The organism is Asticcacaulis sp. P2_B1, from assembly GCF_056404915.1.
Map to the genome: position 1 here is coordinate 670527 of NZ_JBFUDD010000002.1, position 25999 is coordinate 696525.

The following is a 25999-nucleotide window of genomic DNA, read 5'->3' on the forward strand; positions in this document are numbered from 1 at the left end:
CTACAGTTGAACGCAGATCAACGGCCCCTTCGGACCGCTGTCCGTTTCACAGGAGGCAAGTCATGACCCATAATCGCGCCGTTCTCACCATCGACAGTCACAAGGCTCAGTTTACCAAGCTTGACGGCGAAAACCCCGACACCCGTCATTTCAAGGCCAAGACCCACGAAACGCGGCAACACAATAGCGATGTCCGCGATGTCCATGAGTTCTTCGCCGAGGTCAGCGACGCACTGGCCGGCACCGCGCAAATCCTGGTCACCGGCTCCCATGACGGACTCAACGCTTACCGCCATTATGTCGAAAAGCATCGTCCGCAACTGGCGCCGCATATCCTCGGTTACGAAGTCACCGACCACCCGACCGACGGCCAGCTGGCCGCCTTTGCGCGCGACTTTTTCGACAAGCATGAGCGGCTGGCGCACCCTGCCGACTAAGGCTTAACAAGATCACGCCGCACCCAGGCCTGGACACCTTCATAGGTCTTGCGCTTTTGCGGCGTCATCTCGTCCGTCGCCACCAGGACGTAGTCCGTCATCAGCCGCGCCGTTTCAGGATCGGCGGAGATCCATCGCGGCCAATTATACGGACCTAAACCCACCAGGACGATATCCGGCCGCCTGGCCAGGTCGCGATTGGTGGCGGCGCGGTCGAAAGCCATCCAACCGACCAGGCGTTTCTGCTTTTCAGGATCGTCGGTCGAACTGTAAAGCGCCATGCTGTTGGCCGTGATCCATCGGCTGGAATAGGTGCCTATCCAGGAACCGTGGATGCGCGTGGCGATGGGATGGCCGGGCGCCTGGTCAGCCGTAATGGCCATAACGCTTGGGTGGGCCACGACGGTTCGGATCGTTGGCACGACGCCCTGGGCCGGATAGGTGAAGATGCTGTAGCCGGCGATGTTCACCAGGGCGGCGAAACAAGCGACGATGGCGCGCATACGCGTTTCCGGTTGCCCGGCGGCGATCGTCGGCCAGGCCGTTATCCACACCGCCAGCATCAGGGTCGCCACCATGGGCAGGGCGTGATAGGCCCAGCCGCGGCCTTGATCGACAAAGCCGATCAGAAAGCCGAACGAGGCCGCAAGCAGGACGGTGGCATAGGCGTCGAAACGCCGCAGCAGGTACCACAGCGCGCCGACCGACATGGCCCAGGTTAGGACCTGGGTCGAGGTCAGCTGGTTCCAGAACGGCTTGCGCATCGGCCGGTAGACATCGAGCAAGAGCGGCAGGACGTCATGGCTATAGGCCGGCATGAAAAGATAGACCGAGGCCGCGTAGACGACCGACAAGGTGCCGGCCACGACAATTTCCGGCGCCAGCAGCAAGCGCCAGTCCCGTCGAACATAGGCCGCCGCGCCGAAGGCCGCAGCCAGACCCAGGGCAAAGTGCGGTTTGATCATCGGCGCCAGCCCTGCCAGGACGCCACAAAGAACAGCTGCCCATAGCGCCACGGCCTCACCCTTGGCGCGGCGGATGGCAAGCCCCAATACAGGCAGCATCAGGATGACGGCAATATGTTCGCGCTCGGCGAAGGCCGACAAGGGCATGATCAGGACGATGAACAGCACGACCCAGCGACCGCCGATGCCCAGGCCGGCCAAACGCGCGAACCCAAGCGTCGAGCCGGCGCCGACCAGCAAGACCATGGTCACGAAGACGGTTTCCGCGGCCACGCCGGTGACGTGTTCGACCCACACGGCCGGCAGATAAAGCCACACCGCCATGGGTGGATTGGTCTCGACGATATCGCGATAGAGCACGGCGCCGCCCAGCAACCGCCGGCACACCGAACATAGCCAGTAGATATCGGTATCGAGCGGCAGGACGGCATGGATCAGCGCGGCGGCCAGGATGACTACCGCGGCTTGGAACCAGGGCTGTTGCGCATATTTCATGCCGGCACCCTAAACAGCGTCGCCTTACCAAGGTCTATATTTGACGCGCAATACTTCCAAAAAGTGCCAAGGAGACACAGATGCACGCTTTTTGGATTGCGCTTAGTACGCCGTGCCGTCCTTGTGGCGGAACACCCAGGCACCGTCGACCATGACGGCTTGCAGGTCGTCGTCGGGATAGCTGCCCTGGTCACCCGGCGTACGGTCGCCGGCTTCGAGATAGACGACGTCTTCGCCACTGCGGTTGATCAGCATATGGCCATTGCCGGTGCCGGCCTTGAAGCCGGCGCACATGCCGGGCGACAGGGGCGTTTCGCCTTCGTCGGTGATCAGGGTGGGGTTGCCCTCCAGGATGTAGACGAATTCGTCCTGCTTCGAATGGGCGTGGCGCAGGGACGACCGCGCGCCTGGCTTGAGCCGTGTCAGATTGACGCCGAAATTGCTCAGGCCGAAGACGTCGCCGAGCGCGCGCTTTTCACGGCCGGCCATCATCGAAAAGAAGGGCTCGGGATAGTTGGAGGGCTTGCGCCGGGGTTCGACATCAGCGGCCAGGATGGCGACGGGCGGTTTATCGCTCAATTGTCGTCTCCATAGCTGTCGCGGCGGATCGTCCGGCGCGTCGATTCGATTTGCTTCTGGTTCTGCCAATAGGCCACGCCGTTGTCCGGCCGGAAGAAGGTGCGCGGCGCGCCGGCCTTGGTGGCGACGGCGAAGATGTTCTGTTTCGGGTCGTAATAGAGGGTGTCGCCATTGCTGCGTTTCAGGGTCTGGGTCCCCGGCGGCGGGCTATGGATGAAGCCGTGGACCATGGCGACATAGTCGGGATAGGTCCTGGCCCCGAACTCGGCGCCGTGCTTGCTGAAATGGTAATGGGCGTTGTCGTCGGCGGTATATTTGCGGTTCTTCGACCATAGCGGCCAATCGCCGTATTTCGTGTCGGTGATCGCGGCATGACCGGCCGGGACCTTCAGCGGGATAAAGTCTTTTGGCGTGGTTTGCGGAGAGTCCGCCTCGCCGGGAATCGGCATCGAGGCTTCCTCGATCTCGCCTGACGGCGGCGATTTGACCTTGGCGGCGCTCTTGTCGGCCCAAGCCGGCGCGGCTTGAGAAGATGTTGCCGGTGATTTGCCGTCGCCATCGTGCATCACCGCCGACGGCCCGGCATCGCAGCCCGCCACCAGCAGGGCCAACCATCCGATCAGCCAAAACGCCTTGCGCATCCTTGTCCCCTTGCCCTTGCGCTCCCACCTATGCCACAAGGCGGCAAGGTTGAGAAGGACGATGGACATGGACGACAAGCGGATTCTTCTCATCATTTCCGGTGGCATCGCGGCCTATAAGTCGCTCGAGCTGATCCGGTTGCTGAAGAAGGCCGGGCTGGCTGTCCGCGTGGTGATGACCAAGGCGGCGCATGAATTTATCACGCCGCTGACCGCCGGCGCCCTGTCTGGCGACAAGGTCTATAGCGAGCTGTTCGACCTCACCGACGAGACGGAGATGGGTCATATCATGCTGTCGCGCCAGGCCGATCTGGTCGTGGTGGCGCCGGCGACCGCCAATATCATGGCCAAGCTGGCGGGCGGATTGGCCGACGATCTGGCCTCGACCCTGTTGCTGGCCACCGACAAGCCCGTCCTCATGGCGCCGGCGATGAATGTGCGCATGTGGCACCATAAGGCGACCCAGCGCAATTTGGCGACCCTGAAGGGCGATGGCGTGCTGTTCGTTGGGCCCGACGAAGGCGACATGGCGTGCGGCGAATATGGCCTGGGGCGGATGAGCGAGCCCGAAGCGATTTTAGCCGTCATCCAGGCGCAGTTGACGGCGACCGGACCCCTGGCCGGCAAGACAGCGATCGTCACCGCCGGCCCGACCTTCGAGCCGCTGGATCCGGTGCGCGGCCTGACCAACCGCTCGTCCGGCCGCCAGGGTTATGCCATTGCCGAGCGTCTGGCGCGCGATGGCGCACGGGTCACCCTTGTCTCGGGGCCGACCAACCTGGCCGTGCCAAAGGGTGTGACACGGATCGATATCGAAACGGCGCAGGAGATGCTGGATACGGTGCTGGAACGCTTGCCGGCCGATGTCTTTGTCGCTGTCGCCGCGGTCGCCGACTGGAAGCCCAAGACGGTCGCCACGGAGAAGCAGAAGAAGACCGGCGAACCGGAGCTGTCGGTCGCCTTCGTCAAGACGCCGGATATCCTGGAAGCCGTGTCGAAGCATCTCGATAACCGGCCGCGCCTGGTCATCGGTTTCGCTGCCGAGACCAATGACCTGGAGACCTATGCTCGCGCCAAACTGGCGTCCAAGGGCTGCGATGCCATCGTCGCCAATGACGTCAGCGCCGGCGTCTTCGGCACGACGCAAAACCACGCGCATCTGCTCGACCTAAACGGCTTCGCGGATATTCCAGGCGACAGCAAGGATGATGTCGCGGACTATCTCAGCCAGTATATTGCGGGGCGGTTGGGTTAAGGATTAGGAGGTCCGCAGATTAGCGCAGATTTAAGAGGGTGATTTTTCAGAGCGATCCGTCACGCGACCTTCGCAGGCCGCTCGATCCGAACGATCGCAAAGCGATCATCAGGTTGATCGTTTTTTACCTCTGGCGGCCGACATTACTCTGAAAAATCACCTCTTAAAATCTGCGTAAATCTGCGGACAACCCCCTAAGACGCCCCGTACAGCGCCTTGGCGTCGGCCTTGAAAGACGCGGCGCTGTCCGGGCGGCTGTAGAACATATGCCCGCCGGGATAGACCGACAGCTTGACGCGCTGGTCGCTGCCGAAGCTCGGCATCTGGTCGATGACCAGTTGCGAGGTGAAGAATGGGCACGACAGGTCGTTATAACCGTGGACGATGAGCACACCCATATGCGGGTCGTTGGCGATGGCTTCGCGCAAGTCGGAGACGGGCTTGTCCTTCGGCGGCGCGTCGTCCCAGGCGCGGCCGACGGCATAGTTCAGGGCTTCGTAATGGGCATCAGTCTTCCAGCCGACTTCGCGGGTGACGAAATCGACCATGGCCGAGGTCGTCGGCGCGATCAGCGAGTTGAGGATCGGGTCGCCCGACTGCTGGTCGTAGGATTCCGGGAACGGGTCGTAGGCCGTGACGTTCGAGTCGTAGACACTGCCGATCTTGCCTTCGCTGCGGTGGGCCTCACGCAGATAGGTGCCGATGTCGACGCGGCCGGCCATGCGCTGGACCAGGGCGGGATCGAGGCCGGTATAGGTCGAGACGTTTTGCACGATGCGGCTGACGGCCTGCGGATCGGAACGGCCTGCCAGGAAGTCGGTAACGAATTCGGTGCGGTCGTAATGTTCGACATCGGCCATGGCGGCGGGGGTCAATTGACCCTTACGCTCGAAATTGCCGGCGGCCATGGAGGGCAGGTTGATCATCCACGGCAGGGGCGACAGGGCGGTTTCGTCGCCGATGGCGGCCGGGTCGAGATAGGGCGAAACCATGATCAGGCCGGAAACGCCGACACCCATCCGGGTTTGCAGGTTGTTGGCGATGCGCGGCGCGCGGTAACCGCCGTAGCTCTCACCCATGACATATTTCGGCGAACGTAGGCGGCCGTTGCTGACCAGCCAGTCATAGACGACGCGCGACAGATAATTGATATCGGCTTCGGTCGAGAAGAAATCCTTCTTGGCCGCGTCGTCACTTTCGTCGGAACGGGAAAAACCGGTGCCGACCGGGTCGATAAACACCATGTCGGTCATGTCGAGCCAGGTATTGGCGTTGTCGGAAACCTTCAGGTCGGACGGCGCATCGCCTTCGACGCCGAATTGCACGCGTTTGGGGCCGATGGCGCCCATATTGAGATAGACCGATGAGGCGCCAGGGCCGCCGTTGAAGGCAAAGGTCACCGGCCGGTCAGGCTTGCTGCCCGGCAAGGTGTAGGCGGTGAAGACGACGTCGGCGATCTTCTTGCCCTTGTCGTCGCGCACAGCGATCTTGCCCACCGTGGCGTCATAGCTGAGCGTCTTGCCGTTCAGCATGATCGATTGGTGGATGGTCTTGTCGTCCGGCAGGGGCGCCAGTTCGTCATCGGATTTTTTGTCGTCGGCCTTAGCATCCGCCTTCTCGGCGGCGGGTTTGTCCTTGTCGGCAGCGTATGCCGGCAGCGCGGTCGTGCCCATGAGAGCCCCACATGCCAAAGTACTGGCCAAGGTGATGAAAAGAGACGCGCGCAAGGTCATGATGCCCCCAAAAGCCGGTTGAGATTGTTACAACATACACAATTGCCCGAAATGCCATCATTACAAAAAATTCAGAATGCAGCGGGCGAAATGGCCGGCTATGTGCCTACTGGGCATGAATTTTCGAGTATGCTAGTAACATTCATATATGAATGTACGCGGCCGGATCAAAGGCCGGACAGTTGGGAGACGCACGAATGAAAACCAGACATTATGTGTCACGGCGTGGCGTGCTGGCCGGCACGGCGGCGCTCGGCCTCACCGCAAGCATCGGGAGGACGGAATCGCCAAAGGGCGACGACCGTCTGTGGTACCGACAACCTGCAGCGCGCTGGGAAGAGGCCCTGCCGGTGGGCAATGGCCGGCTGGGCGCCATGGTCTTCGGCCGCGTCGCCCAGGAACGTCTGCAACTGAACGAAGATACGCTATGGTCGGGTGCGCCCTATACGCCGGACAATCCCGACGCCCTGGCCGCCCTGCCCGAGGTGCGTGCCCTGCTGGCCGACGGCAAATACGCAGAAGCGACCCAGTTGGCCAGCGCCAAGGTAATGGCCAAACCCTTGTCGCAAATGGCCTATGGGACGCTCGGCGATATTTTCCTGACCTTCGCCAGCGCCCAACAACCCACAGACTATGAACGCCGCCTCGATCTCGCGACGGCGGTCACCCGTACCGAATACCGGATGGGCGGCGTCAAATTTACGCGTGAGGTTTTTGCCTCTGCGCCGGACCGGGTGATTGTCGTCCACCTGGAGGCACCCAAGGGACGGCTGAGCTTCGACCTGGCCTACCGCGGTCCCGGCGAGGCGCAATATACCTCGCCCGCCTATAACGGCTCGGCGACCGACCTGGTGACACAGCAAGCGACCGACTGGCTGATGACCGAAGCGACAGACGAGGCACGCGGTGATGTTCTACGGACAGCCGACGGCACAGATGCCTTGCTGGTGACCGGCCGCAACAAGGCCGGTCCCGACGTTGCCGCCGGGCTGACCTACGCCCTGCGCATCAAGGTGATCGCGGACGGACAGGTGATTGTCGCCAATTCCGGCATCCATGTCCGGGACGCCGGCAAGGTCACCCTTTTGATCGCCGGCGCCACCAGCTACATCAACTATCATGACGTCAGTGGCGATCCCGTCGCCATGGTCAGGCAGGACACAGACAAGGCCGCCGGCAAGCCCTATGCGGCCCTGAAGCACGATCATATAAGCGATTACCAAAGCCTGTATGCGCCGGTCAGCCTGGACTTGGGGCGGACGTCCGCCGCCACCCAGCCGACCGACGTTCGGATTGCCGCCGAGAACGCCGACGATCCGGCGCTCGCCGCGCTCTATTTTCAATATGCTCGCTATTTGTTGATCTCGTCGTCGCGACCGGGCACGCAGCCCGCCAATCTGCAGGGCATCTGGAACGCCGGCACCAATCCGCCGTGGGGCAGCAAATACACCATCAACATCAACACCGAGATGAACTACTGGCCCGCCGATCCCGCCGGCCTGGGGGCCTGCGTCGAGCCCCTGCTGCGCCTGGTCGAAGACCTGTCGGTGACCGGCGCCAAAACGGCCAAAACCATGTACAATGCCCGCGGCTGGGTGGCGCACCACAATACCGACCTGTGGCGGGCTTCAGCGCCGATCGACGGACCGATGTGGGGCCTGTGGCCCTGTGGCGGCGCGTGGTTGTGCAATACGTTATGGGACCATTACGATTATGGCCGCGACGAGGCGGTGCTGAAGCGGCTGTACCCGCTTTTGGCGGGGGCATCGCAGTTCTTCCTCGATACGCTGATCGAAGATCCTAAAGGGCGCGGCCTGATGACCTCGCCGTCCCTGTCGCCGGAAAATCAGCACCCCTTCGGCTCTTCCCTGGTTGCCGGCCCGGCAATGGACCGGCAGATTATCCGCGACCTGTTCGACCATACGCTGGCGGCCGGCCATCTTCTGGCCGCCGATGCCGGCCTGATGGGGCAGATTACCCAGGCGCGGGCGCGCATCGCCCCCGACCGGATTGGCTCGACCGGACTATTGCAGGAATGGCTGGAAGACTGGGACAATCAGGCGCCGGAACAACATCATCGTCACGTCTCGCATCTCTATGCCGTCTATCCCAGCGGCCAGATCAATGTCCGCGACACGCCGGACCTGATCAAGGCCGCCAAGGCCAGCCTGATCCAGCGCGGCGACCTGGCCACCGGCTGGGGCACGGCGTGGCGGCTGTGCCTGTGGGCGCGCATGGGTGAAGGCGACCATGCCCATACCGTCCTGAAAGCCCTGACAGGTGCGCAACGCACTTATCCCAACATGTTCGACGCCCACCCGCCGTTCCAGATCGACGGTAATTTCGGCGGCGCGGCCGGCATCATGGAAATGATCGTCCAGTCGTGGGGCGGCGAGATCATCCTGCTGCCGGCCCTGCCCTCAGCCTGGCCGTCGGGCGCGGTACGCGGCCTCAAAGTGCGCGGCGACGTCAGGCTCGACATGACCTGGCGCGCCGGGCAGGTGGCGTCGCTGCGGCTCGGCGGTGCCCCTGGCGCCAAGGTAAAGCTGCGGCGTAGCGGCAAGCTGGAAGAGGTAATTTTGAACGCGCACGGGCAGTACCGGCTGGGATAATTCACCACAGCAAAAGATGGAGCGGTTTATGGAATCATGAAATAGCGGGCTTAGCCTAAGGCGCCGCATCAGCGGCGGCGGGCCGTCGCCCTTGCCAAGCCGCAATCATCATCGCGGCTTGGAGTCACTTCACTGGAATCCGTTCATGACCGTTATCGCCCACGTCCAGCAATTGCCCCACGCCTCGGGCCTCGCCCTGCCCGCCTATGAAACCGATGGTTCGGCCGGCCTCGACCTGCGCGCCGCCATCGCTGAAGGCGAGACCCTTGTGCTGAAGCCGCTGGCGCGCGCCCTGGTGCCAACGGGCCTGAAGATCGCCGTGCCGCTGGGCTACGAGGTCCAGGTCCGGCCGCGGTCCGGCCTGGCGCTGAAGTTCGGCATCACCTGCCTGAACAGCCCCGGCACGATCGACAGCGACTATCGCGGTGAAGTCGGCGTCATCCTGATCAATCTCGGTTCGGAAGATTTCGTCATCAACCGCGGTGACCGTATCGCCCAGGCCGTTGTGGCGCAACATGCCCGCATCGTCTGGGAAACACCAGAGGCACTCGAAGCGACGGCGCGCGGCGAAGGCGGGTTCGGCTCGACCGGCCRGTAACATTCTCTTATCGCGCGACTAACTACTCGCCTAAAGACACACATCTGTGATCACATAACCACATTATCCGACTTTGCATATCCTGCGAAGCACTTCAGCCTGCCTGAATCGTATAGCTTTTTGATGCCCATGAACGGGAAATGAACCACAGCCACAGACATCGTTCAGTCATCGGGAAGCTAAGTGATGTGATCAAGGGCGCCGCGATGTCGCGGCTGAGTTAGGGCGGTAGTAGAATGAACAGTTTCATCCAGTTCGGTTGGGCCATGTGGGATTCGGCGCAGGCGGCGCTGATAGGACTTAATCCGGTCCCGGCCCTGATTATCAGTCTGTTCATCGGCATGGCCCAGGGCAAGCGCGCCAACCCCTTCCTCAATACACTTCTGGCCCTGGTACCGTCCGTACTGATCGCCGCCGTGTGGCCGATGGTGTCCGGTTATCAGCCGATCTGGCCCGACTTCACCCAGCTCGAAGTCGAGATTCAGACCGGTGTCCTGGCCATTATGTGCTTTGCGATTATTGTCGGGCTGTCAGTGGTCAAACACACCTTGTCGCTGGTCGCGCACCCCAAGCCGAACGGTCACAAGCCGGTGTAGTCGCAAATTTGTTCATCCCCCGTTCATCTTCGCCCTTGAAAGATGGTTAATGGCGCGTATCCTGCCGGTGTAGCCCTTTCACTTCAACCGACGAGAGACGATCTTATGAACGACATCTGGAACTTTATTCTTGGTTTGGGGGACGGCCTTCAGGACGCAGTCAGCGCGGTCAATGTCTTGCCGATTCTGCTGATCGCCATGGCCATCGGCATTTTCTTCAAGCCGGAAAATTACGCTGTGAAAGCCCTGGTCGCGCTGATTTTGGTGCTGGCGATTCGCATTTTGTGGCCGACCGTGTCGGGGCATCGTGCGGAACTTCCCGATTTCCGCCACCTGTCGGCGATCGTGCAGATCTTCCTGCTCTATGTCTTTGCTTACGGCATGATCGGCATGATCGGCAGTTTGAGAACGCTCAGCAAGGGCGCGGCAAAAGCAGCGCATTAAGCTGACCGCCAGCTGAAATCTTATATGCCTCCCGCCTATGGCCGGGAGGCATATTCGTATGGGTTTACGGCCTAAAATCCAAGTACGTCCTGCATATCATAGAGGCCCGCCTGTTGTTTACGGCCCCACAGCGCGGCCTGCACGGCGCCGCGTGCGAACAGGGTACGGTCGCGGGCGGAGTGCGACAGGGTGATGATTTCGTCTTCCGAAGCCAGGATGGCGCTGTGTTCCCCGACGATGCCGCCGGCGCGGACGACGGAAAAACCGATATCGCCTGCCCGGCGGGCGCCGGTGATGCCGTCGCGGGCAGCGACCTTGACACGATCGAGCGAAACGCCGCGGCCATAGGCGGCGGCTTCGCCCAGCATCAGCGAGGTGCCGGACGGCGCGTCGACCTTGCGGCGGTGGTGGGCTTCGGTGATTTCGATATCCCAGTCTTCGGCGCTCAGCCGGGCGCTGGCCTGTTTCAGCAGGCCCATGACGAGATTGATGCCGAGCGAGAAATTACCGGACTGGATAATGACGACCTGGTCGGCGAAGTGACTGAGCTGGTCGCGTTCTTCGGGCGTGAAGCCGGTGGTGCCGATGACGTGAACCAGGGGCCGTGGACGGGACAGGCCTTCGCCGGCACAGGCTTCAAGCAGGGCCAGGGAGGCTTCCGGCCGCGAAAAGTCGATGACCGCGTCGGTACGCGTGAGGTCGGGCATGTCGTTGCGATTGAGGCGGGCGACGACGGTGTGCTTGGCGTCATCGAGCACGCGTGCGACGGCCTGGCCCATGCGGCCCTTGGCGCCGTTGATGGCGAAGCGTGTCGTGGGAGCGGCCATGAAAAACCCTTATGCCTATTCGGAAATGCTTCTTTCCGAATAGGCATAAGGGTTCATTTGGTCAATCCCTCACATCGTTATGGTTCCAAGGGGCTTGCCCCTTGGTCCCCGAAGGGCCTGCTACTGCGCCGCCGCCCCAGTGATATCATCCCAAAACCGCTTGGCCTTGTGCATGAAGCCTTGCGACTGCTGATAGGACTGCTCTTCCGCGAGGGTGGCGAATTCCTTCATCAGTTCCTTTTGGCGCGCCGTCAGGTGCTTGGGTGTCTCGACGAACAGTTCGACGATCAGATCGCCCTTTTGCTTCGAGTTCAGGCCCGGCATGCCGCGGCCCTTCAGCTTGACCTTGTGGCCGGTCTGGGCGCCTTCGGGGACAGCGACGCTGAGCTTGCATTGACCGTCGCAGTTCTCACCACCCATCAGGCACGGGACTTCGAGATCGCCGCCCAGGACGGCGGTCGTCATCGGTACGGGGATCGAGCAGTGCAGATCGAGGCCGTCACGTTCGAAGATGTCGTGATCAGCCAGGCTGAGGAAGATATAGAGGTCGCCCTTGGGACCGCCCTTGGGGCCGGCCTGGCCTTCGCCCTTGAGCAGGATACGGGCGCCGTCGTCGACGCCAGCGGGGATGCGGACCTTGAGGTTCTTGTTCTGACGGACCTGACCGTGACCGCGGCATTCGCTGCAGGGATCCTTGATGATCGTGCCCTGGCCGTTACAGCTGGGGCAGGTGCGTTCGACGGCGAAGAAGCCATTCGAGGCACGGACGCGGCCCTGGCCACCGCAGGTCATGCAGGTCGACGGCTTGGTGCCGGGCTTGGCGCCCGAGCCGTGGCAGACTTCGCAGGTCATGGTGGTGGGGACGGTGATCTCGATCTCGTCGCCCTGATAGGCCTGTTCGAGGGAAATTTCGTAGTCGTAGCGGACATCGGCGCCGCGCTGGGGCCCCGAGGGTCCGCGGCGTTGCTGACCGAAGATGTCGCCGAACATTTCCGAGAAAATGTCTTCGACATTGGAGAAGCCTTGCGCCCCGCCGCCGAACCCGTTGCTTTGGCCGTTGACGCCAGCATGGCCGTAACGGTCGTAGGCAGCGCGTTTCTGGGCGTCCGACAGCACGCTATAGGCTTCGTTGACTTCCTTGAAGCGCGCTTCGGCGCCGTCATCGCCGTGATTGCGGTCGGGATGGTGTTCCATGGCCTTCTTGCGGAAGGCGGTTTTCAGAACCACTTCGTCGACCGTGCGTTCAACGCCCAGCACTTCGTAATAGTCACGCTTGCTCATGCTACTTGCCCCGATGCCGGCCAAACATAACGCCTGACCCGTTTCTTAAGGGTTAGCGCGGCCTCATCACTTGTTTCTGGGAATATATGGAACGCGGACGGCGAGGAGTCAAACCTCGCCGTCCTGTGTTCCGTGGCGGACGCGGAGACAATGATGTCAGAATCCGCGTCCATGGCGCGCTTAGGCGCTTTTCTTGCCGTCGTCGTCGACTTCTTCGAAGTCGGCATCGACGACACCGTCATCCGCCGGCTGTTCGGCCGAAGCGGCGTCTTCGCCTTCGTCCTGTTGCGCGGCGTACATGGCTTCGCCCAGCTTCATCGAGGCGGTCAGCAGGGTTTGGTGCTTGGCCTTGATGTCGTCGGCGTCTTCACCGTCCTTGGCAGCCTTGAGTTCGGTCAGGGCGGTTTCGATCGCCGTCTTGTCGGCGGCGGCCACCTTGTCGCCGAAGTCCTTGACGGCCTTTTCGGTCGAGTGGATCAGGGCGTCGGCCTGGTTGCGGGCTTCGATCAGCTGCTTGCGCTTTTCGTCTTCCGCCTTGTTGGCTTCGGCCGTCTTGATCATTTCCTCGATGTCCGCGTCGGAGAGGCCGCCATTGGCCTGGATGCGGATCGAGTGCTCCTTGTTGGTCGCCTTGTCCTTGGCGTGGACATTGACGATGCCGTTGGCATCGATATCGAAGGTGACTTCGATTTGCGGCACGCCGCGCGGCGCCGGCGGGATGCCGACCAGGTCGAATTGACCGAGAAGCTTGTTGTCCGCGGCCATCGGGCGTTCACCCTGGAAGCAGCGGATAGTCACGGCCGATTGGTTGTCGTCGGCGGTCGAGAAGACCTGGCTCTTCTTGGTCGGGATGGTGGTGTTGCGTTCGATCAGCGGGGTGAACACGCCACCGAGCGTTTCGATACCAAGCGTCAGCGGGGTGACGTCGAGCAGCAGCACGTCCTTGACGTCGCCTTGCAGAACGCCGGCCTGGATGGCGGCGCCCAGGGCCACGACTTCGTCCGGGTTGACGCCCTTGTGCGGCTCGCGGCCGAACAGGGCCTTCACGGCTTCGACGACCTTGGGCATGCGGGTCATACCGCCGACCAGGATGACTTCATCGATGTCCGACGCCTTCAGACCGGCATCCTTCAGGGCCTGCTGGCACGGCGCCAGGGTCTTCTGGATCAGGTCTTCGACCAGGCTTTCCAGCTTGGCGCGGGTCAGCTTCAGGTTCAGGTGCAGCGGACCCGAGGCATTCATCGAGATGAAGGGCAGGTTCAGGTCGTATTGCGCGACCGTCGACAGTTCCTTCTTGGCCTTTTCGGCCTCTTCCTTCAGGCGTTGCAGGGCCAGCTTGTCCGAACGCAGGTCGACGCCGTTTTCCTTCTTGAACTCGTCGGCCAGGTAGTCGACGACGCGCATGTCGAAGTCTTCACCGCCGAGGAAGGTGTCGCCGTTGGTCGACTTCACTTCGAAGACGCCGTCACCGATTTCGAGGACCGAGACGTCGAAAGTACCGCCGCCGAGATCGTAAACCGCGATCTTCTTGCCATCGTTCTTGTCGAGGCCGTAGGCCAAGGCGGCCGCCGTCGGTTCGTTGATGATGCGCAGGACTTCGAGACCGGCGATCTTGCCGGCGTCCTTGGTCGCCTGACGCTGGGCGTCGTTGAAATAGGCCGGAACCGTAATGACGGCTTGGGTCACGGTCTCACCGAGATAGGCTTCGGCGGCTTCCTTCATCTTGACGAGAATGAAGGCCGAGATCTGCTGCGGCGAATAATCCTTGCCATGGGCCTTGACCCAGGCGTCGCCGGTCGCGCCCTTGACGATTTCGAAGGGCACCATGCCCTTGTCCTTCTGTACCATCGGGTCCGTATAGGGACGGCCGATCAGGCGCTTGATGGCGAAGAGCGTGTTCGAGGGATTGGTGACGGCCTGACGCTTGGCGGGCTGGCCAACCAGGCGCTCGCTGTCATCCACGATGGCGACCACCGAAGGGGTCGTCCGCACGCCTTCGGCGTTCTCGATCACCTTGGGGTTCTTGCCGTCCATGACGGCCACGCAGGAATTGGTCGTACCTAAATCGATACCGATGATTTTAGCCATGGGTCTAGTTCTGCTCCGTTAAGGCGAATGGTGCTTGGCGGCCTTATGAAGGAAGCGCCGCGAATGTCCATCCCCGTTAAGATGAAAGTTAATGGAATTTCAAGCCCCCTAAGCGGTGGGATGCCTGAAAGCTGTAGCGGATATGGGATATTCGACCGGGTACGCAAGGGTAATGATCGCAATTTTTTAAAGGGTATATTCGGGTGCGCGCACCCTGGACCCGTAAATGGGAGAGCAACCCGAAACTCTCTGCCTCTTGCCTTGCTATAGCTTTGAGGTACAACAAGCCTCTCAGGGGAAAAAGCCATAAAAGCTGGAGACAAAACATGGCCGACACGCAATTGCCGCTCACCCGTCCGGAAGGCGCCCCGCCGCATGATTTTCATCTCAGCCGCCGCGGCCTGACCACCGGGCTTTTCTTTGCCGGCTATGCCCTGTCGACCGGACCCGTCAATGCCCAGGCCATCACCACCGATGCGAACGGTCTGATCGCCAAGGACCTGACCATCCCGCCCCTGCATCCCGAAGGCGATTACCTGATCCCGGCCTATATCGCCGTGCCGAAAAAGCCCGACGCCTATCCGGTCGTCATCGTCGTCTCCGAAGTCTTCGGCTTGCACGACTATATCCGCGACATCTGCCGGCGCTTTGCGCATCAAGGCTATTGCGCCATCGCCATCGATTTCTTCGCGCGCAAGGGCAATGCGGCGGCGGCCCAGGACTTCGACACGGTCAAGGCATTGGTCGAAGCCGCCCACTATCCACAGGTCATGGCCGACATCCAGGCTCAGATCGACTGGCTCGCCTCCGAGCCCGAGATCGGCCAGAAACACACCCTGTTCGGCAGCAAGCGCTTTGCCGACATGTCGCGCGTTGGCATTACCGGCTTCTGCTGGGGTGGCTCACCCGTATGGATGGCAGCGGCCACCATGCCGCAGATCAAGGCCGGGGTCGCGTGGTATGGCCGCCTCGAAAAGCCGGCCAATACCGAATTCATGGGCGATGAAGACCGTCCGTGGCCCATGGATATCGCCGCCTCCCTGACCAAGCCGGTCCTGGGGCTCTATGCCGATGGCGACAAGGGCATCCCGGTGGCCTCAACCCAGCGCATGAACGACGCCTTGGCGGCATCGCACAAGACGCCGTCGCATATCGTGCTGATGGAAGGCACGCAACACGCCTTCTTTGCCGACTACCGCGCCAGTTATAACAAGGCCGCCGCCGAAGTTGCCTGGGCCAGCTGCCTGGATTGGTTTGGGCGATACCTGTAACCTACTTCTACAGTCTTACTTCTTCTGCTTCTACAGTCTTACTTCTTCTGCGGATTGCCGCCGGGCTTCCATGACGGCTTGAAATCGCTGTTGGCCAGGTAACGCACCGGCTCGATCAAGGACTGGATCGCCTGGGTCATGAACGGGATGTCGAGGTGGGCCAGGTCGTCCGACGGATCGTGATAGGTCGGCGTCACCGCCCAACCCGAAATCGTGTGGGCGACGATACCTTGCAGAGCCAGGGAATAGTTGTCGGAACGCTCGAAGAAATGCTGATCCGGGTAGATGTCGGGCGCCACCAGGGCACCATGCGCCTTCAGGGTCTCGCCCAGATCGGAGCGTTCGAAGCCGGTCATCATCATTTCGCCCTCGGCCATCTTCGGATCGTGGGCGCCGATCATTTCGAATTCGAGATTGGCGACGATATCGGTCAGGGGAACGGGCGGATGCATGCCGAAATAGGTCGAGCCCAGGCCGCCAATTTCCTCGCTGCCGTAACCGACGAACAGGATACCGCGCTTGGGTTGGGCGCCCGCGCTCAGGGCATGGGCCACTTCCAGCACGGCCGTCGTGCCCGAGGCGTCGTCATTGGCGCCGTGCATGATGGTGCCGTCCGGCTTGACGCCGAGGTGGTCCATATGGGCGGTGACCAGGATAACGCCGGCCTTGGGATCGCTGCCCGGCAGATAGCCGATCGTATTGGTCGTCACGGACTTGACGAAGGCGACAGCGCCAAGGTCGAGCGTCACGGCCGTACCCGGCGCGGCCGCCAGTTTGTCGAAGGCTTCGGCCGACAGGATGGCGCTGTCGGTCGGCGTGCCTTCCGGCGGCTTGTCCTCAAGATAGCTCGAGACGCGTGTCGACCCGCCGACCCGGCTCAGGAGCGCTTGCGCCGCCTCGCCGTCACGGAACAGAACCAGCTTGACGCCCTTGGCGCGGGCCGCGCGCAGCCAGTTCGACGCCGAGGTCGTGCCCGTGGCGTTGATCAGCAGGACATCGCCGGCCGGCAGGTTGGCGGGATCGTCGGACGTCACGACCTGGATCGTTCCAGAAATATTGTGGGCGGACGACACCAGAAGCGTCAGGCCCTTGCCTTCGCCGATCGACACGCCGCCGGCGCTAAGGTTGGCCTGACCGGTCAGTTTCGGCGTCACGACCCAGGCGGTTTGCTGAAAGCCGGTCATACCGGGCGCGAATTGCAGACCATAGCTCTGGAACTGCGCGGCGACATAGGCGGCGGCAATGCCTTCATCCGGGGTGGCGCTGCCGCGGCCGCGTAGGGCGTCGCTGGCGAGAAAGGCTTCGTGGGCGGCGACCCATTGCGGCTTGACGGTCCATTCGTCGGCGGCGGCCGAAGTGGCAAACACGGCGGCCACGGCAAAAACAGACACAAAAGACCGCATGACACGTTCCCCCAAATAAACTGATCTCGTTTGTTACGGTTGAACGGGGGCCTCGTCAACTGTACCCGATGCCCCGGGTCTTAGCTGAACACCACCGTCTTGGAGCCGTTGATGATAACGCGGCGCTCGGCATGCCAGGTGACGGCGCGGGCCAGGACGCGGGCTTCGATATCCTGGCCGATGGCGACCAGTTGTTCCGGCGTCAGGCCGTGGTGGACGCGCTGAACGTCCTGCTCGATGATCGGGCCTTCATCGAGGTCCGAGGTGACATAGTGGGCGGTGGCGCCGATGATCTTGACGCCGCGGGCATGGGCCTGGTGATAAGGCTTGGCGCCTTTGAAACTGGGCAGGAACGAGTGGTGGATATTGATGCAGCGGCCGGTCAGACGGCGGCTCAAATCGTCCGACAGTATCTGCATGTAGCGCGCCAAAACCACCAGATCGACCTCATGATCCTCGATCAGCTTGACGAACTGCGCTTCCTGTTCGGCCTTGTTGTCCTTGGTCGCCGGCAAACAGACATAGGGCACGCCGTTCCATTCGACGAAGGAACGCATGTCTTCATGGTTCGACATGACACAGGCGATATCGACCGGCAGCAGCCCGGAACGCCAGCGGTGCAGCAATTCGTAGAGGCAGTGACCGAACTTCGACACGGCGATCAGGACCTTGGGCTTGGCCGACAGGTTGAAGATTTCCCAGTCCATCGAAAAGCGGTGGGCGATCGGCTTGAAGCCGTCGCGCAGGGTCGTCATCGGCGGCATTTTGGCGCCGGCCTGTTTGAAGACGACGCGGACATAGAACATGTCGCCGAGCGCATCGTTGAACTGGTTCGATTCGACGATCGAAATGTCGTTGTCGTAAAGATAGCCCGATACCGCCGCGACGATACCGCGGGTATCGGGGCACTTGATGATCAGGACATAATGGGCGGGGTCGAATTGGGTCGTGTCGAGCATGATTTTCGCTATAGCAGCAAAAGGTTGAAAAAGTGGAAGGTTTCAGCGGAAAGTAAAATGCCGGGGCAACTGCCTATGGTTAAATTGGCGACGACCCGCAAGATATAGCGGTGAACAAAAGCCAAACACGGCGATGTCGCTGATTCGGTGCCGATTCGTTTCCGCCCCGTTCGGCCGAATCAAGAAAACGTGTTTACCTTTGCGAACGCGTTGGAAAACACGCACGAAAAAGCCCCCGAACCGAGGTCCGGAGGCTTTCATGTTTGTGGCTCGAAAGACCTTATTCTGCCTGGGTGTCAATTTTGGCGCCGGCGTCGCTGTCGGCGCCGTGGGCATAACCGTTCGGCTGAGCAGGAGCGGCGCCCGCCGTCTTGGCGGCCACGGCGACCATGGCCGGGCGAATGACACGGCCGAAGAGCTCGTAACCGGCCTGCATCACCATGATGACCCCGCCGCCTTCGACGTCGGTCGAGGGCTGTTCCATCACCGCCTGGTGCAGGTTGGGGTCGAACTTGTCGCCCTTCATCGGCGCGATCTTCTTGACGCCGTTTTTCTCGAACGCGCCGGCCAGTTCCTTTTCGGTCATGTCGATGCCGGCGACGAAGTTCTTGAACGCCGGGTCGGCAATGTCCGCCGGCACGGCCGACAGAGCGCGCGTCAGCACGTCGGCGACACCCAGCAGGCTATTGGCGAAGCGTTGGATGGCAAAGGCGCGCGCATCGTTCATTTCGCGTTCGGCGCGGCGCTTGATGTTCTCGGCCTCGGCGGCATAGCGCAGCGCCTGTTCCTTCAGCGCGGCGTTTTCAGCCTGCAGCTTTTCCAGTTCGGCGTTCAACAGCGCATCGGCGTCCTGCTCCAGATCGACGCCTTCGTTTTCGGTCTCTTCACTCATCTCGAAATCCAGTCCTCATGACAATAGGCCGAGGCTACTCCAGCAATCGGCCCAAAATTCTGGCGGTGTAGTCCACAAGTGGGATGATGCGGGCATAATTCAACCGGGCGGGTCCGATCACGCCGATCGCACCCATAACCTTGGCCGCACCGCTCTTCTGGTTCACCATGTACGGCGCTGCAATAACAGCCGATCCCGATAAAGAAAACAGTTTCGACTCCGATCCGATAAAAATTCTCACCCCTTGCGCGTCCTTGACGTCGTCGAGCAGGTCGATCAGCTCTTCTTTCTGCTCAAGATCCTCGAACAGCGAACGCACACGCTCCAGGTCCTCATGGCTTTGCGTCGCCTCCAGCAGGTTGGCGCGTCCGCGCACGATCAAGGCCCGGCGCTCCTTGTCGCCGCCCGACCAGATGGCCAAACCGTCCTTGATCAGGGTGGCCGCGGCCTCGTCGAGCTTCAGCCGCTCCTGTTCCAGTTCGGCCTTCAGCTCGACCCGCGCCTCGGACAATGTCCGGCCCTTGAGATGGGCGTTGAGATAGTTCGACGCTTCGACCAGGACCGATGGCGTCATGCCGGGCGCCAGTGCCATCAGCCGGTTTTCCACCCGGCCGTCGTCGAAGACCAGGACCGCCAGGGCCTGCTCCTTGCTCAGGGAGATGAATTCGACGTGCTTGACCCCCGCCTCGAAGGACGGCGTCATGACGACGCCAGCGCCGCCGGCCAGGCCCGACAACAGGTTGCTGGCCTCGCGCAGCGCGCCATCGAAGGTCTGGCCCTTGCCGGTCAATCGCGCCTCGATATCGCGTTTGGCGTCCTCGCCGATATCGCCGATCTCGAGCAGGCCGTCGACAAAGAGCCTGAGGCCCTGATGCGTCGGCAGCCTGCCGCTGGAGGTATGCGGCGCCGATAACAATCCGAGATGCGCCAGATCCTGCATGGTGTTGCGGATCGAAGCGGGCGACAGATGCACACCGTTGCGCGACACGGTGCGCGATCCGACAGGCTCACCGGTTTCGAGATAGGTCTCGACGACATGGCGGAAGACGTCGCGGGCACGCTGGTCCATCTCGCTCAACGACGCGCTGGAACTCATCAGACCTGACAGGGAGGGCGGATATTTCATCACATGATAAGTGTAGCAAAGCTTTGACGCCGGCAACAAGCTTAAACCGTCCTTAACCCTGTCCTCTAACAAAGACTTAAACGCCGCGCGGTACTCTTAAGACATGACCTTTGCAAAACGCCCCCTCATTTGGAAATTGGCCGCGGCCCCCGTGCTGCTGGTTGCCGGCGCCTTCGCCCTGCGCGCCTTTATGACGGGCGTGACCAACCTGTTGTTCGCGGCGTCGGACCATTGCAGCGCCTATGGCGCCTGCCTGCCGGGCGGCTGGCTGACTCTGGGCGCGGGGACCGCGGCCCTTGTTATCATCGTCACCTGTGCCGCTCTGTTGCTGGCGCCGCGCAAAAGCCGCCGGACCCGCTGCCCGGCCTGATTGGCCGTCTTGAATTTGCCGCAAAGCGCGCTAATTCTGTCGCGATTGCAACAGGGGTTCGTCATGGCTGGTTTTAAGATTCTGTCTCTTGCCGTCGCGCTCGGCGTCATCGCCGCTTCCGCTGCCGTCGCCGAACCTAAAGCCTATGTCTATACGCCGCCGGCGCCCGAGGCTGTGACCTCCGCCTTGCAAAACCGCGCGACCGGCTTCGACACCACGGCGCCCAACCCGACCCTGGCCGACGCAGCGGTAACGCCGATCGACAATCGCCCGGGCCTGATTCGCCCGGCCAGCGAACTGGCCACCGCCCAGCACCGCGACGATGATCATCGTGGCTTCGCCTGCGTGGACGATAAGTGCAAGATCAGGACGCCGGTCTATAACAGCGAAACGCCGATCCAGCGCGAACAAGGTTTGCTGGGCCGTAACTAGCCGCCGGTATAGGACCAATTTTTCGGTTCCTCTCGACGACGTGACCTGATAGGTCAGGGGCCATCTTATTTAAGGTTGCCCCATGTCCCAGTTCGACGCCCTCGCCGCGCTCAAAACCATCCGTCCGTCCAATCGCCAGCCGGATCAGTTGCGCGCCGTGACCATCGAGACGGGCGTGACACGTTATGCCGAGGGCTCCTGCATGGTTACCTTCGGCCACACCAAGGTCCTGGTCACCGCCTCGCTGGAGCAGGGCGTGCCGTCCTTCCTCAAAGGCAAGGGCCAGGGATGGGTGACGGCCGAATACGGCATGCTGCCGCGTTCCACCCATACTCGTTCGCGCCGCGAAGCCGCCGCCGGCAAGCAATCCGGCCGCACCCAGGAAATCCAGCGTCTGATCGGCCGCTCGATGCGCGCCGTCGTCGACCTGAAGGCACTGGGCGAACGCCAGATCACGCTGGATTGCGATGTCATCCAGGCCGACGGCGGCACCCGTACGGCCTCGATTACCGGCGCCTGGGTCGCGCTCAGCATGGCGTGTAACAAACTGCTGGCGGACAAGCTGATCACCACCAACCCGATCACCGACCAGGTCGCCGCTATCTCGTGCGGCATCTTCAACGGTACGCCGGTCCTCGATCTCGACTATGATGAGGATTCCAACGCCGAAACCGACGCCAATTTCGTTATCACCGGCACCGGCGATGCCGTTGAAATCCAGGCTACCGGCGAAAAACGCGGCTTCTCACGCGACGAGTTCAATACGCTGTATGACCTGGCGATCAAGGGCGCGACAGAACTGTTTGAGCTGCAGAATCAAGCGCTAAGCAAGTAAAGGCAAAGTGGCACCAACGCTTGCGAACGCTATAGGTTCGGTGCGCTATACCTTTGATCCCATTAGTCTTCCTCATAGACCAGGAGATCGCCGGGCGTACAGGACAGCGCCTTGCACAGGCAATCCAGCGTCTTAAGCCGTAACGCCATGGCCTTCTGGTCGCGCAACACTTCGAGATCGCGCACGCTGATCCCCGTTCGGTCGGACAACTCCACGATCGACAACCGCTTTCGCGCCAGGGCTTCGGCCAAACTCAAACGGATCATATGGTTAAATCCGCTTCCTGGCGTAGGCGCGCGCCTTCCTTGAAGACCTCCGCCAACACGAACACCACCAGGACCGAAAACCAGGTCGTTACCGCCCGCAGGCCGTAGACCGACTCGAACGGCAGGTGAAAGACCTTCTCGGCGAACACCCGCACGATATAGCCGAAAATCTCCAGCCCCCCGAGCGCAAACCCAATCAAACGCAGCCGCGTCGTATTATCGGGATGGAAGACATCACCCTCCGCCAGGGTCGAAAATACCTGCCGCGTCCAATGCATGACCAGCAGATAGCCGCTCAAACTGATACCAAAAAATAGGAACATCAGGGCCTGCGACACGGCGCCAACCTGGGCCGAAATATTCATGTGGCGCACGACCTCGGCTGCCAGGTTCGGCACCGACAACAGACATACCGCCAGCAGGATCACCACGAAGACGACGACGTACAGGCCGTAATAGACGACATCGAGCGCCGTCTTCAACAAGCTGGATATCGAGCGCGGCCCGAGAAAACGCATGGTCAGGTCCTTTTCAGTCTCCTGCAACCTCTCAAATTGCACGCCGCGTGACAAGTGACTGATTTGTCATTATGTCCTCCTCCTGAGCGGTAGGACTTCAGCTTTCCCCTCGCCCCTTTCAAGGGGAGAGGGTGGCCCGCAGGGCCGGGTGAGGGGTCCTTATCTTCCCCACGACTTTAAGAGACCTCCATGAGCCTGTCCCTGATCCCCGGCCAAAAACTGATCGCCGCCACCCACAATCCGGGTAAGGCGGTCGAAATCTCCGCCATGCTCGACGGCCGCTTCGATGTCGTCACCGCGGCGTCGCTCGACCTGCCCGAACCGCCGGAAACCGAGGTCAGCTTTATCGGCAACGCCATCCTGAAAGCCCGCCACGCCGCCATGGCCGCCGGCATGGTCGCCCTGGCCGACGATTCCGGGCTCAGTATCGATGCCCTGGGTGGCGACCCCGGCATCTACAGCGCGCGCTGGGCCGGGCCGATGAAGGATTTCGACCGCGCCGTGGAGGTCATCGAACACAAGTTGCGCAAAGCCGAGATCGAGCTCGGCAGCGATTTTACCCTGAAGGCGCACTTCACCTGCGCCTTGGCCGTCGCCTGGCCTGAAGGCCACGCCTGCGTCTTCGAAGGCCGCGTCGACGGCCAGATCGTCTTCCCGCGCCGCGGCGACCGCGGCTTCGGCTATGACCCGATCTTCCAGGCCGACGGCTATCCCATCACCTTCGCCGAGATGGAACCGGCCGCCAAGGACGCCATCAGCCATCGCCACCTCGCCTTCGAACAACTCAGGGCGGCGTTGTTTTGACGCCCCTAAGCCTGTACGTCCACTGGCCCTACTGTTCGCGCATCTGCCCCTATTGCGATTTCAACGTCACGCGCGACCGCGGCCAGGCGTCGCAGCGCGCCCTGTTCGACACCATCCTGCGCGACCTGAACACCCAGGCCGCAACCTTGGAACCTCGGCGATTGGCGAGTATCTTTTTCGGTGGCGGCACCCCGTCCCTGCTGCCTCCGGAATGGGTTGCGGAGCTGATCGACCGGGCAAAGATATTATTCCTTCCGTATACGGACGATATTGAAATTACCGTCGAAGCCAACCCGACCGATGCCGAAATCGCCCGTTATCGCGGCTTTGCCGACGCCGGTGTCAACCGTCTGTCGCTGGGCGTGCAATCGCTGAACGACGATGCCCTTAAATTCCTTGGCCGCAACCATTCCGCCGCTGAAGCCGTCCGTGGCGTTGAGACGGCGCAACAGGTGTTCGGTCGGGTCTCGCTCGACCAGATCTACGCCCTGCCCGGCCAAACGGTCGCCGCCTGGCAAGCCGAACTGACGCGCGCCGCCGGGCTCGGCATCGAACATATCTCGCCTTATCAGTTGACCATCGAAGCGGCCACGGCATTTGGCCGCGCCGTCAAACGCGGGCAATGGTCTCCCCCCGACCAGGATCTGGCCGAAGCCTTCTACTTCACGACCCAGGACACGCTCGAAGCCCTGGGTTTCGAGGCCTATGAAATCTCCAACCATGCGCGCGGACCAAAGGCCAGGTCGGCGCACAATGTCCTGGTCTGGCAAGGCGTCGACTATATGGGCATAGGCCCCGGCGCCCATGGCCGGCTGACTCGCAACGGCGTGCGTCATGCCACGGTGGCCGTAAGCGACCTCAAGGCCTATACGGTGGCCGCCGATCCCATCGAATCCACCCCTCTGACGGCGCAAGAAGCCGAAGAGGAAGCCCTGATGCTGGGCTTGCGCATGAGCGAAGGCGTGGCGCTCGAACGCCTGCCGAACCTCGATCTCGACAAGACCGCGCCTCTGATCGACCAGGGTTTCATAGCCATGAACGCCGCGCATTTGTCCGCCACTCCGAAGGGCCGAGTGGTTCTCGACCGGCTATTGCTGGAACTCCTCGCTTGAGAGATTTTCCTTACTGAGCAGGGAATCAGGCTCTCGACGCTAATGTATTATAATACCAGGTTGAGCCGACTGGATATCCATTCGGAGCGCCGGTTTCCTCGAATAATTGCCAAAACTACTCCGAATCGCACCGAAGGCCATTTTGGAGAAGACGGCGACGGCCAAAATAGCCTCTTCCCCTTACCGCTATCCTGCGCCACATAGGCGTATGGAATCCCTGTTTGCCCCGCCGCCGCGGCCCGTCAGTCCCGGCCTCTATATTGTCGCCACGCCGATCGGCAATCTGCGCGACATCACCCTGCGCGCGCTCGACGTCCTGCGCGCCGCCGATGTCGTCCTGGCCGAGGATACCCGCGTCGCCGGCAAGCTAATGGCTGCCTACGACCTGAAGAAAAAGCTGCTGCGTTACGACGACCATGCCGGGCCGAAACTGATCCCCGAAATCATCCAGCGCCTGAATGCCGGCCAGGTCATCGCCCAGATTTCCGACGCCGGCACGCCCTTGATCAACGACCCCGGCTTCCGCCTGGTCGGCGCCGCGCAAAGTTCCGGCGCCCAAGTCCACCCCATCCCGGGCGCCTCGGCCGTGTTGGCGGCCCTGTGTATCTCCGGCCTGCCGACCGACCGTTTCCTGTTTGCCGGCTTCCTGCCCAACAAATCGTCGGCGCGCAAAACCTTCCTCGGCGACTTTGCCGCCAATCCGGCGACGCTTGTTTTCTTCGAGACCGGGCCGCGCCTGCACGACTCATTGAACGACCTGCTGGCGACCCTGGGCGATCGCGAAGCCGCCGTCTGTCGCGAACTGACCAAGCTCTACGAGACCGCCCATCGCGGCCGCTTAAGCGCGCTTGTCGCCGATCCCGCCCTGGCCGAGCCCAAGGGCGAGATCGTTATCGTCATCGCGCCTGCCGCCGAGGCCGCGCCATCGGCCGATACCCTGGATGAGGCGCTCAAACTGGCCCTTGAGCACTATTCGCCGTCCGATGCCGCCCAGCAGCTGGCCCACGTCTTCGGCCTGCCGCGCAAGCTCATCTATCAGAAAGCCCTGGAGCTCAAAGGCAAATGAGCAGAGGCGAGCGTGGACGAAAGGCGCATAAAAGCGGCCATCTGGCCGAATATGTCGCCCTCGTCCACCTGATGCTCAAAGGCTATCGCATCCTCGGTTTCCGCCTGAAGCTGCCCCAGGGCGAAATCGACATTCTGGCGCAAAAAGGCCGCCGCCTGGCCATGGTCGAGGTCAAGTCGCGCCAGTTTCACGAAGACGCCGTGGAATCGGTATCGGCCATCCAGCAGGAACGTCTGTGGCAGGCGGGTCTCGCCTTGCAGGCACGCAAACCCAGGCTGAAAGCGCTCGACCTGAATATCGATCTCTACACCCTGGCGCCCGGGAAATGGCCGCGCCACGCCATCAATGCCTTTGAAAAGACCGAGAGACTATAACACCGCCCTTGCCTTAGCGG

General features: G+C 61.9%; 27 protein-coding genes. 14 read left to right on the plus strand and 13 right to left on the minus strand.

Annotated features, from left to right (window positions below; translation table 11 throughout):
• Positions 1 to 62 precede the first annotated feature (62 nt).
• Positions 63 to 437: a hypothetical protein gene (locus AC1DX3_RS07395; protein ID WP_476988612.1), complete on the plus strand. Its 375-nt coding sequence runs from the start codon at positions 63 to 65 to the stop codon at positions 435 to 437.
• Here AC1DX3_RS07395 and AC1DX3_RS07400 read toward each other — a convergent pair.
• From AC1DX3_RS07400 to AC1DX3_RS07410, 3 genes are all read right to left on the minus strand, one after another.
• Positions 434 to 1897 (minus strand): hypothetical protein, encoded by a 1464-nt coding sequence (locus AC1DX3_RS07400; RefSeq protein ID WP_476988613.1) that lies wholly within the window; start codon positions 1895 to 1897, stop codon positions 434 to 436. The two genes, AC1DX3_RS07395 and AC1DX3_RS07400, sit on opposite strands and share 4 nt — an antisense overlap.
• 102 nt (positions 1898 to 1999) lie before the next feature.
• On the minus strand, positions 2000 to 2476 hold the full coding sequence (locus AC1DX3_RS07405; protein ID WP_476988614.1) for a cupin domain-containing protein: 477 nt from the start codon (positions 2474 to 2476) through the stop codon (positions 2000 to 2002).
• Positions 2473 to 3186 (minus strand): hypothetical protein, encoded by a 714-nt coding sequence (locus AC1DX3_RS07410; RefSeq protein ID WP_476988956.1) that lies wholly within the window; start codon positions 3184 to 3186, stop codon positions 2473 to 2475. Before AC1DX3_RS07410 ends, AC1DX3_RS07405 begins: the two co-directional genes overlap by 4 nt.
• On the opposite strand from AC1DX3_RS07410, the gene coaBC reads away from it, so the two are divergent.
• Positions 3185 to 4372 (plus strand): bifunctional phosphopantothenoylcysteine decarboxylase/phosphopantothenate--cysteine ligase CoaBC, encoded by a 1188-nt coding sequence (gene coaBC, locus AC1DX3_RS07415; protein WP_476988615.1) that lies wholly within the window; start codon positions 3185 to 3187, stop codon positions 4370 to 4372. The genes AC1DX3_RS07410 and coaBC overlap by 2 nt on opposite strands.
• A 194-nt stretch (positions 4373 to 4566) precedes the next feature.
• On the opposite strand, the gene AC1DX3_RS07420 is transcribed toward coaBC, so the two are convergent.
• Positions 4567 to 6045, minus strand: coding sequence for a S10 family peptidase (locus tag AC1DX3_RS07420; protein ID WP_476988616.1), 1479 nt, complete (start codon positions 6043 to 6045; stop codon positions 4567 to 4569).
• 257 nt (positions 6046 to 6302) lie between these two features.
• Here AC1DX3_RS07420 and AC1DX3_RS07425 point away from each other — a divergent pair, with 257 nt between their 5' ends.
• From AC1DX3_RS07425 to AC1DX3_RS07440, 4 genes are all read left to right on the plus strand, one after another.
• Positions 6303 to 8717: a glycoside hydrolase family 95 protein gene (locus tag AC1DX3_RS07425; RefSeq protein WP_476988617.1), complete on the plus strand. Its 2415-nt coding sequence runs from the start codon at positions 6303 to 6305 to the stop codon at positions 8715 to 8717.
• A gap of 145 nt (positions 8718 to 8862) precedes the next feature.
• Entirely contained in the window at positions 8863 to 9315 is a 453-nt protein-coding gene (dut, locus tag AC1DX3_RS07430) for a dUTP diphosphatase (RefSeq protein ID WP_476988618.1), read from the plus strand.
• A gap of 236 nt (positions 9316 to 9551) precedes the next feature.
• Complete coding sequence (locus AC1DX3_RS07435) at positions 9552 to 9911, plus strand: hypothetical protein (RefSeq protein ID WP_476988619.1); 360 nt, start codon at positions 9552 to 9554, stop codon at positions 9909 to 9911.
• A 105-nt stretch (positions 9912 to 10016) separates the two neighbouring features.
• Positions 10017 to 10355: a hypothetical protein gene (locus AC1DX3_RS07440; protein WP_476988620.1), complete on the plus strand. Its 339-nt coding sequence runs from the start codon at positions 10017 to 10019 to the stop codon at positions 10353 to 10355.
• Between the two features lie 71 nt (positions 10356 to 10426).
• Here AC1DX3_RS07440 and dapB read toward each other — a convergent pair whose 3' ends face one another.
• The 3 genes from dapB to dnaK form a co-directional block, all read right to left on the minus strand.
• Complete coding sequence (gene dapB / locus AC1DX3_RS07445; RefSeq protein WP_476988621.1) at positions 10427 to 11182, minus strand: 4-hydroxy-tetrahydrodipicolinate reductase; 756 nt, start codon at positions 11180 to 11182, stop codon at positions 10427 to 10429.
• Positions 11183 to 11302: 120 nt separating this feature from the next.
• Entirely contained in the window at positions 11303 to 12463 is a 1161-nt protein-coding gene (dnaJ, locus tag AC1DX3_RS07450) for a molecular chaperone DnaJ (protein ID WP_476988622.1), read from the minus strand.
• Positions 12464 to 12643: 180 nt separating this feature from the next.
• Positions 12644 to 14551 (minus strand): molecular chaperone DnaK, encoded by a 1908-nt coding sequence (gene dnaK, locus AC1DX3_RS07455; protein ID WP_476988623.1) that lies wholly within the window; start codon positions 14549 to 14551, stop codon positions 12644 to 12646.
• Between the two features lie 326 nt (positions 14552 to 14877).
• Here dnaK and AC1DX3_RS07460 point away from each other — a divergent pair, with 326 nt between their 5' ends.
• A complete protein-coding gene (locus AC1DX3_RS07460; RefSeq protein ID WP_476988624.1) occupies positions 14878 to 15822 on the plus strand; it encodes a dienelactone hydrolase family protein in 945 nt (314 codons plus the stop codon).
• A gap of 38 nt (positions 15823 to 15860) precedes the next feature.
• Here AC1DX3_RS07460 and AC1DX3_RS07465 read toward each other — a convergent pair whose 3' ends face one another.
• The 4 genes from AC1DX3_RS07465 to hrcA all read right to left on the minus strand — a co-directional run bounded on the left by AC1DX3_RS07465 (position 15861) and on the right by hrcA (position 20172).
• Positions 15861 to 17225 carry a M28 family metallopeptidase gene (locus AC1DX3_RS07465; protein WP_476988625.1) on the minus strand — a complete coding sequence of 455 codons (1365 nt, stop codon included), beginning with the start codon at positions 17223 to 17225 and terminating at the stop codon, positions 15861 to 15863.
• 80 nt (positions 17226 to 17305) lie between these two features.
• The gene (gene purU, locus AC1DX3_RS07470) at positions 17306 to 18184 is read right to left on the minus strand and encodes a formyltetrahydrofolate deformylase (protein WP_476988626.1); all 879 of its coding nucleotides are present in this window, start codon (positions 18182 to 18184) and stop codon (positions 17306 to 17308) included.
• Positions 18185 to 18464: 280 nt separating this feature from the next.
• Positions 18465 to 19076 carry a nucleotide exchange factor GrpE gene (gene grpE / locus AC1DX3_RS07475; RefSeq protein ID WP_476988627.1) on the minus strand — a complete coding sequence of 204 codons (612 nt, stop codon included), beginning with the start codon at positions 19074 to 19076 and terminating at the stop codon, positions 18465 to 18467.
• Positions 19077 to 19110: 34 nt separating this feature from the next.
• Positions 19111 to 20172: a heat-inducible transcriptional repressor HrcA gene (hrcA, locus tag AC1DX3_RS07480; protein ID WP_476988628.1), complete on the minus strand. Its 1062-nt coding sequence runs from the start codon at positions 20170 to 20172 to the stop codon at positions 19111 to 19113.
• Positions 20173 to 20338: 166 nt separating this feature from the next.
• On the opposite strand from hrcA, the gene AC1DX3_RS07485 reads away from it, so the two are divergent.
• The 3 genes from AC1DX3_RS07485 to rph all read left to right on the plus strand — a co-directional run bounded on the left by AC1DX3_RS07485 (position 20339) and on the right by rph (position 21839).
• Positions 20339 to 20572 (plus strand): hypothetical protein, encoded by a 234-nt coding sequence (locus AC1DX3_RS07485; protein ID WP_476988629.1) that lies wholly within the window; start codon positions 20339 to 20341, stop codon positions 20570 to 20572.
• A 63-nt stretch (positions 20573 to 20635) separates the two neighbouring features.
• Positions 20636 to 21004, plus strand: a complete 369-nt coding sequence (locus tag AC1DX3_RS07490) for a hypothetical protein (RefSeq protein ID WP_476988630.1) — start codon at positions 20636 to 20638, stop codon at positions 21002 to 21004.
• Positions 21005 to 21122: 118 nt separating this feature from the next.
• Positions 21123 to 21839: a ribonuclease PH gene (gene rph, locus AC1DX3_RS07495; RefSeq protein WP_476988957.1), complete on the plus strand. Its 717-nt coding sequence runs from the start codon at positions 21123 to 21125 to the stop codon at positions 21837 to 21839.
• Between the two features lie 62 nt (positions 21840 to 21901).
• Here rph and AC1DX3_RS07500 read toward each other — a convergent pair whose 3' ends face one another.
• A complete protein-coding gene (locus AC1DX3_RS07500; protein ID WP_476988631.1) occupies positions 21902 to 22105 on the minus strand; it encodes a helix-turn-helix domain-containing protein in 204 nt (67 codons plus the stop codon).
• Complete coding sequence (locus AC1DX3_RS07505; RefSeq protein ID WP_476988632.1) at positions 22102 to 22623, minus strand: DUF2975 domain-containing protein; 522 nt, start codon at positions 22621 to 22623, stop codon at positions 22102 to 22104. Before AC1DX3_RS07505 ends, AC1DX3_RS07500 begins: the two co-directional genes overlap by 4 nt.
• 189 nt (positions 22624 to 22812) lie before the next feature.
• On the opposite strand from AC1DX3_RS07505, the gene rdgB reads away from it, so the two are divergent.
• The 4 genes from rdgB to AC1DX3_RS07525 all read left to right on the plus strand — a co-directional run bounded on the left by rdgB (position 22813) and on the right by AC1DX3_RS07525 (position 25979).
• The gene (gene rdgB / locus AC1DX3_RS07510; RefSeq protein WP_476988633.1) at positions 22813 to 23427 is read left to right on the plus strand and encodes an RdgB/HAM1 family non-canonical purine NTP pyrophosphatase; all 615 of its coding nucleotides are present in this window, start codon (positions 22813 to 22815) and stop codon (positions 23425 to 23427) included.
• Positions 23424 to 24539, plus strand: coding sequence for a radical SAM family heme chaperone HemW (hemW, locus tag AC1DX3_RS07515; RefSeq protein WP_476988634.1), 1116 nt, complete (start codon positions 23424 to 23426; stop codon positions 24537 to 24539). Before rdgB ends, hemW begins: the two co-directional genes overlap by 4 nt.
• A 208-nt stretch (positions 24540 to 24747) precedes the next feature.
• Positions 24748 to 25605 (plus strand): 16S rRNA (cytidine(1402)-2'-O)-methyltransferase, encoded by an 858-nt coding sequence (gene rsmI, locus AC1DX3_RS07520; protein WP_476988635.1) that lies wholly within the window; start codon positions 24748 to 24750, stop codon positions 25603 to 25605.
• Positions 25602 to 25979 carry a YraN family protein gene (locus AC1DX3_RS07525; protein ID WP_476988636.1) on the plus strand — a complete coding sequence of 126 codons (378 nt, stop codon included), beginning with the start codon at positions 25602 to 25604 and terminating at the stop codon, positions 25977 to 25979. Before rsmI ends, AC1DX3_RS07525 begins: the two co-directional genes overlap by 4 nt.
• The last annotated feature ends 20 nt before the right edge of the window (positions 25980 to 25999 follow it).

Bases quoted from the DNA above. Each gene is read 5' to 3' on its own strand.
- AC1DX3_RS07395 (WP_476988612.1), top strand. From the start codon at position 63: ATGACCCATAATCGCGCCGTTCTCACCATCGACAGTCACAAGGCTCAG.
- AC1DX3_RS07420 (WP_476988616.1), bottom strand. From the start codon at position 6,045: ATGGGCACGACCGCGCTGCCGGCATACGCTGCCGACAAGGACAAACCC.
- rsmI (WP_476988635.1), top strand. From the start codon at position 24,748: ATGGAATCCCTGTTTGCCCCGCCGCCGCGGCCCGTCAGTCCCGGCCTC.
- AC1DX3_RS07435 (WP_476988619.1), top strand. From the start codon at position 9,552: ATGAACAGTTTCATCCAGTTCGGTTGGGCCATGTGGGATTCGGCGCAG.
- AC1DX3_RS07505 (WP_476988632.1), bottom strand. From the start codon at position 22,623: ATGCGTTTTCTCGGGCCGCGCTCGATATCCAGCTTGTTGAAGACGGCG.
- AC1DX3_RS07525 (WP_476988636.1), top strand. From the start codon at position 25,602: ATGAGCAGAGGCGAGCGTGGACGAAAGGCGCATAAAAGCGGCCATCTG.
- grpE (WP_476988627.1), bottom strand. From the start codon at position 19,076: ATGAGTGAAGAGACCGAAAACGAAGGCGTCGATCTGGAGCAGGACGCC.
- AC1DX3_RS07465 (WP_476988625.1), bottom strand. From the start codon at position 17,225: ATGCGGTCTTTTGTGTCTGTTTTTGCCGTGGCCGCCGTGTTTGCCACT.
- dnaJ (WP_476988622.1), bottom strand. From the start codon at position 12,463: ATGAGCAAGCGTGACTATTACGAAGTGCTGGGCGTTGAACGCACGGTC.
- dapB (WP_476988621.1), bottom strand. From the start codon at position 11,182: ATGGCCGCTCCCACGACACGCTTCGCCATCAACGGCGCCAAGGGCCGC.
- AC1DX3_RS07440 (WP_476988620.1), top strand. From the start codon at position 10,017: ATGAACGACATCTGGAACTTTATTCTTGGTTTGGGGGACGGCCTTCAG.
- AC1DX3_RS07500 (WP_476988631.1), bottom strand. From the start codon at position 22,105: ATGATCCGTTTGAGTTTGGCCGAAGCCCTGGCGCGAAAGCGGTTGTCG.
- AC1DX3_RS07490 (WP_476988630.1), top strand. From the start codon at position 20,636: ATGGCTGGTTTTAAGATTCTGTCTCTTGCCGTCGCGCTCGGCGTCATC.
- dnaK (WP_476988623.1), bottom strand. From the start codon at position 14,551: ATGGCTAAAATCATCGGTATCGATTTAGGTACGACCAATTCCTGCGTG.
- AC1DX3_RS07400 (WP_476988613.1), bottom strand. From the start codon at position 1,897: ATGAAATATGCGCAACAGCCCTGGTTCCAAGCCGCGGTAGTCATCCTG.
- hrcA (WP_476988628.1), bottom strand. From the start codon at position 20,172: ATGAGTTCCAGCGCGTCGTTGAGCGAGATGGACCAGCGTGCCCGCGAC.
- purU (WP_476988626.1), bottom strand. From the start codon at position 18,184: ATGCTCGACACGACCCAATTCGACCCCGCCCATTATGTCCTGATCATC.
- AC1DX3_RS07460 (WP_476988624.1), top strand. From the start codon at position 14,878: ATGGCCGACACGCAATTGCCGCTCACCCGTCCGGAAGGCGCCCCGCCG.
- AC1DX3_RS07410 (WP_476988956.1), bottom strand. From the start codon at position 3,186: ATGTCCATCGTCCTTCTCAACCTTGCCGCCTTGTGGCATAGGTGGGAG.
- rdgB (WP_476988633.1), top strand. From the start codon at position 22,813: ATGAGCCTGTCCCTGATCCCCGGCCAAAAACTGATCGCCGCCACCCAC.
- AC1DX3_RS07425 (WP_476988617.1), top strand. From the start codon at position 6,303: ATGAAAACCAGACATTATGTGTCACGGCGTGGCGTGCTGGCCGGCACG.
- coaBC (WP_476988615.1), top strand. From the start codon at position 3,185: ATGGACGACAAGCGGATTCTTCTCATCATTTCCGGTGGCATCGCGGCC.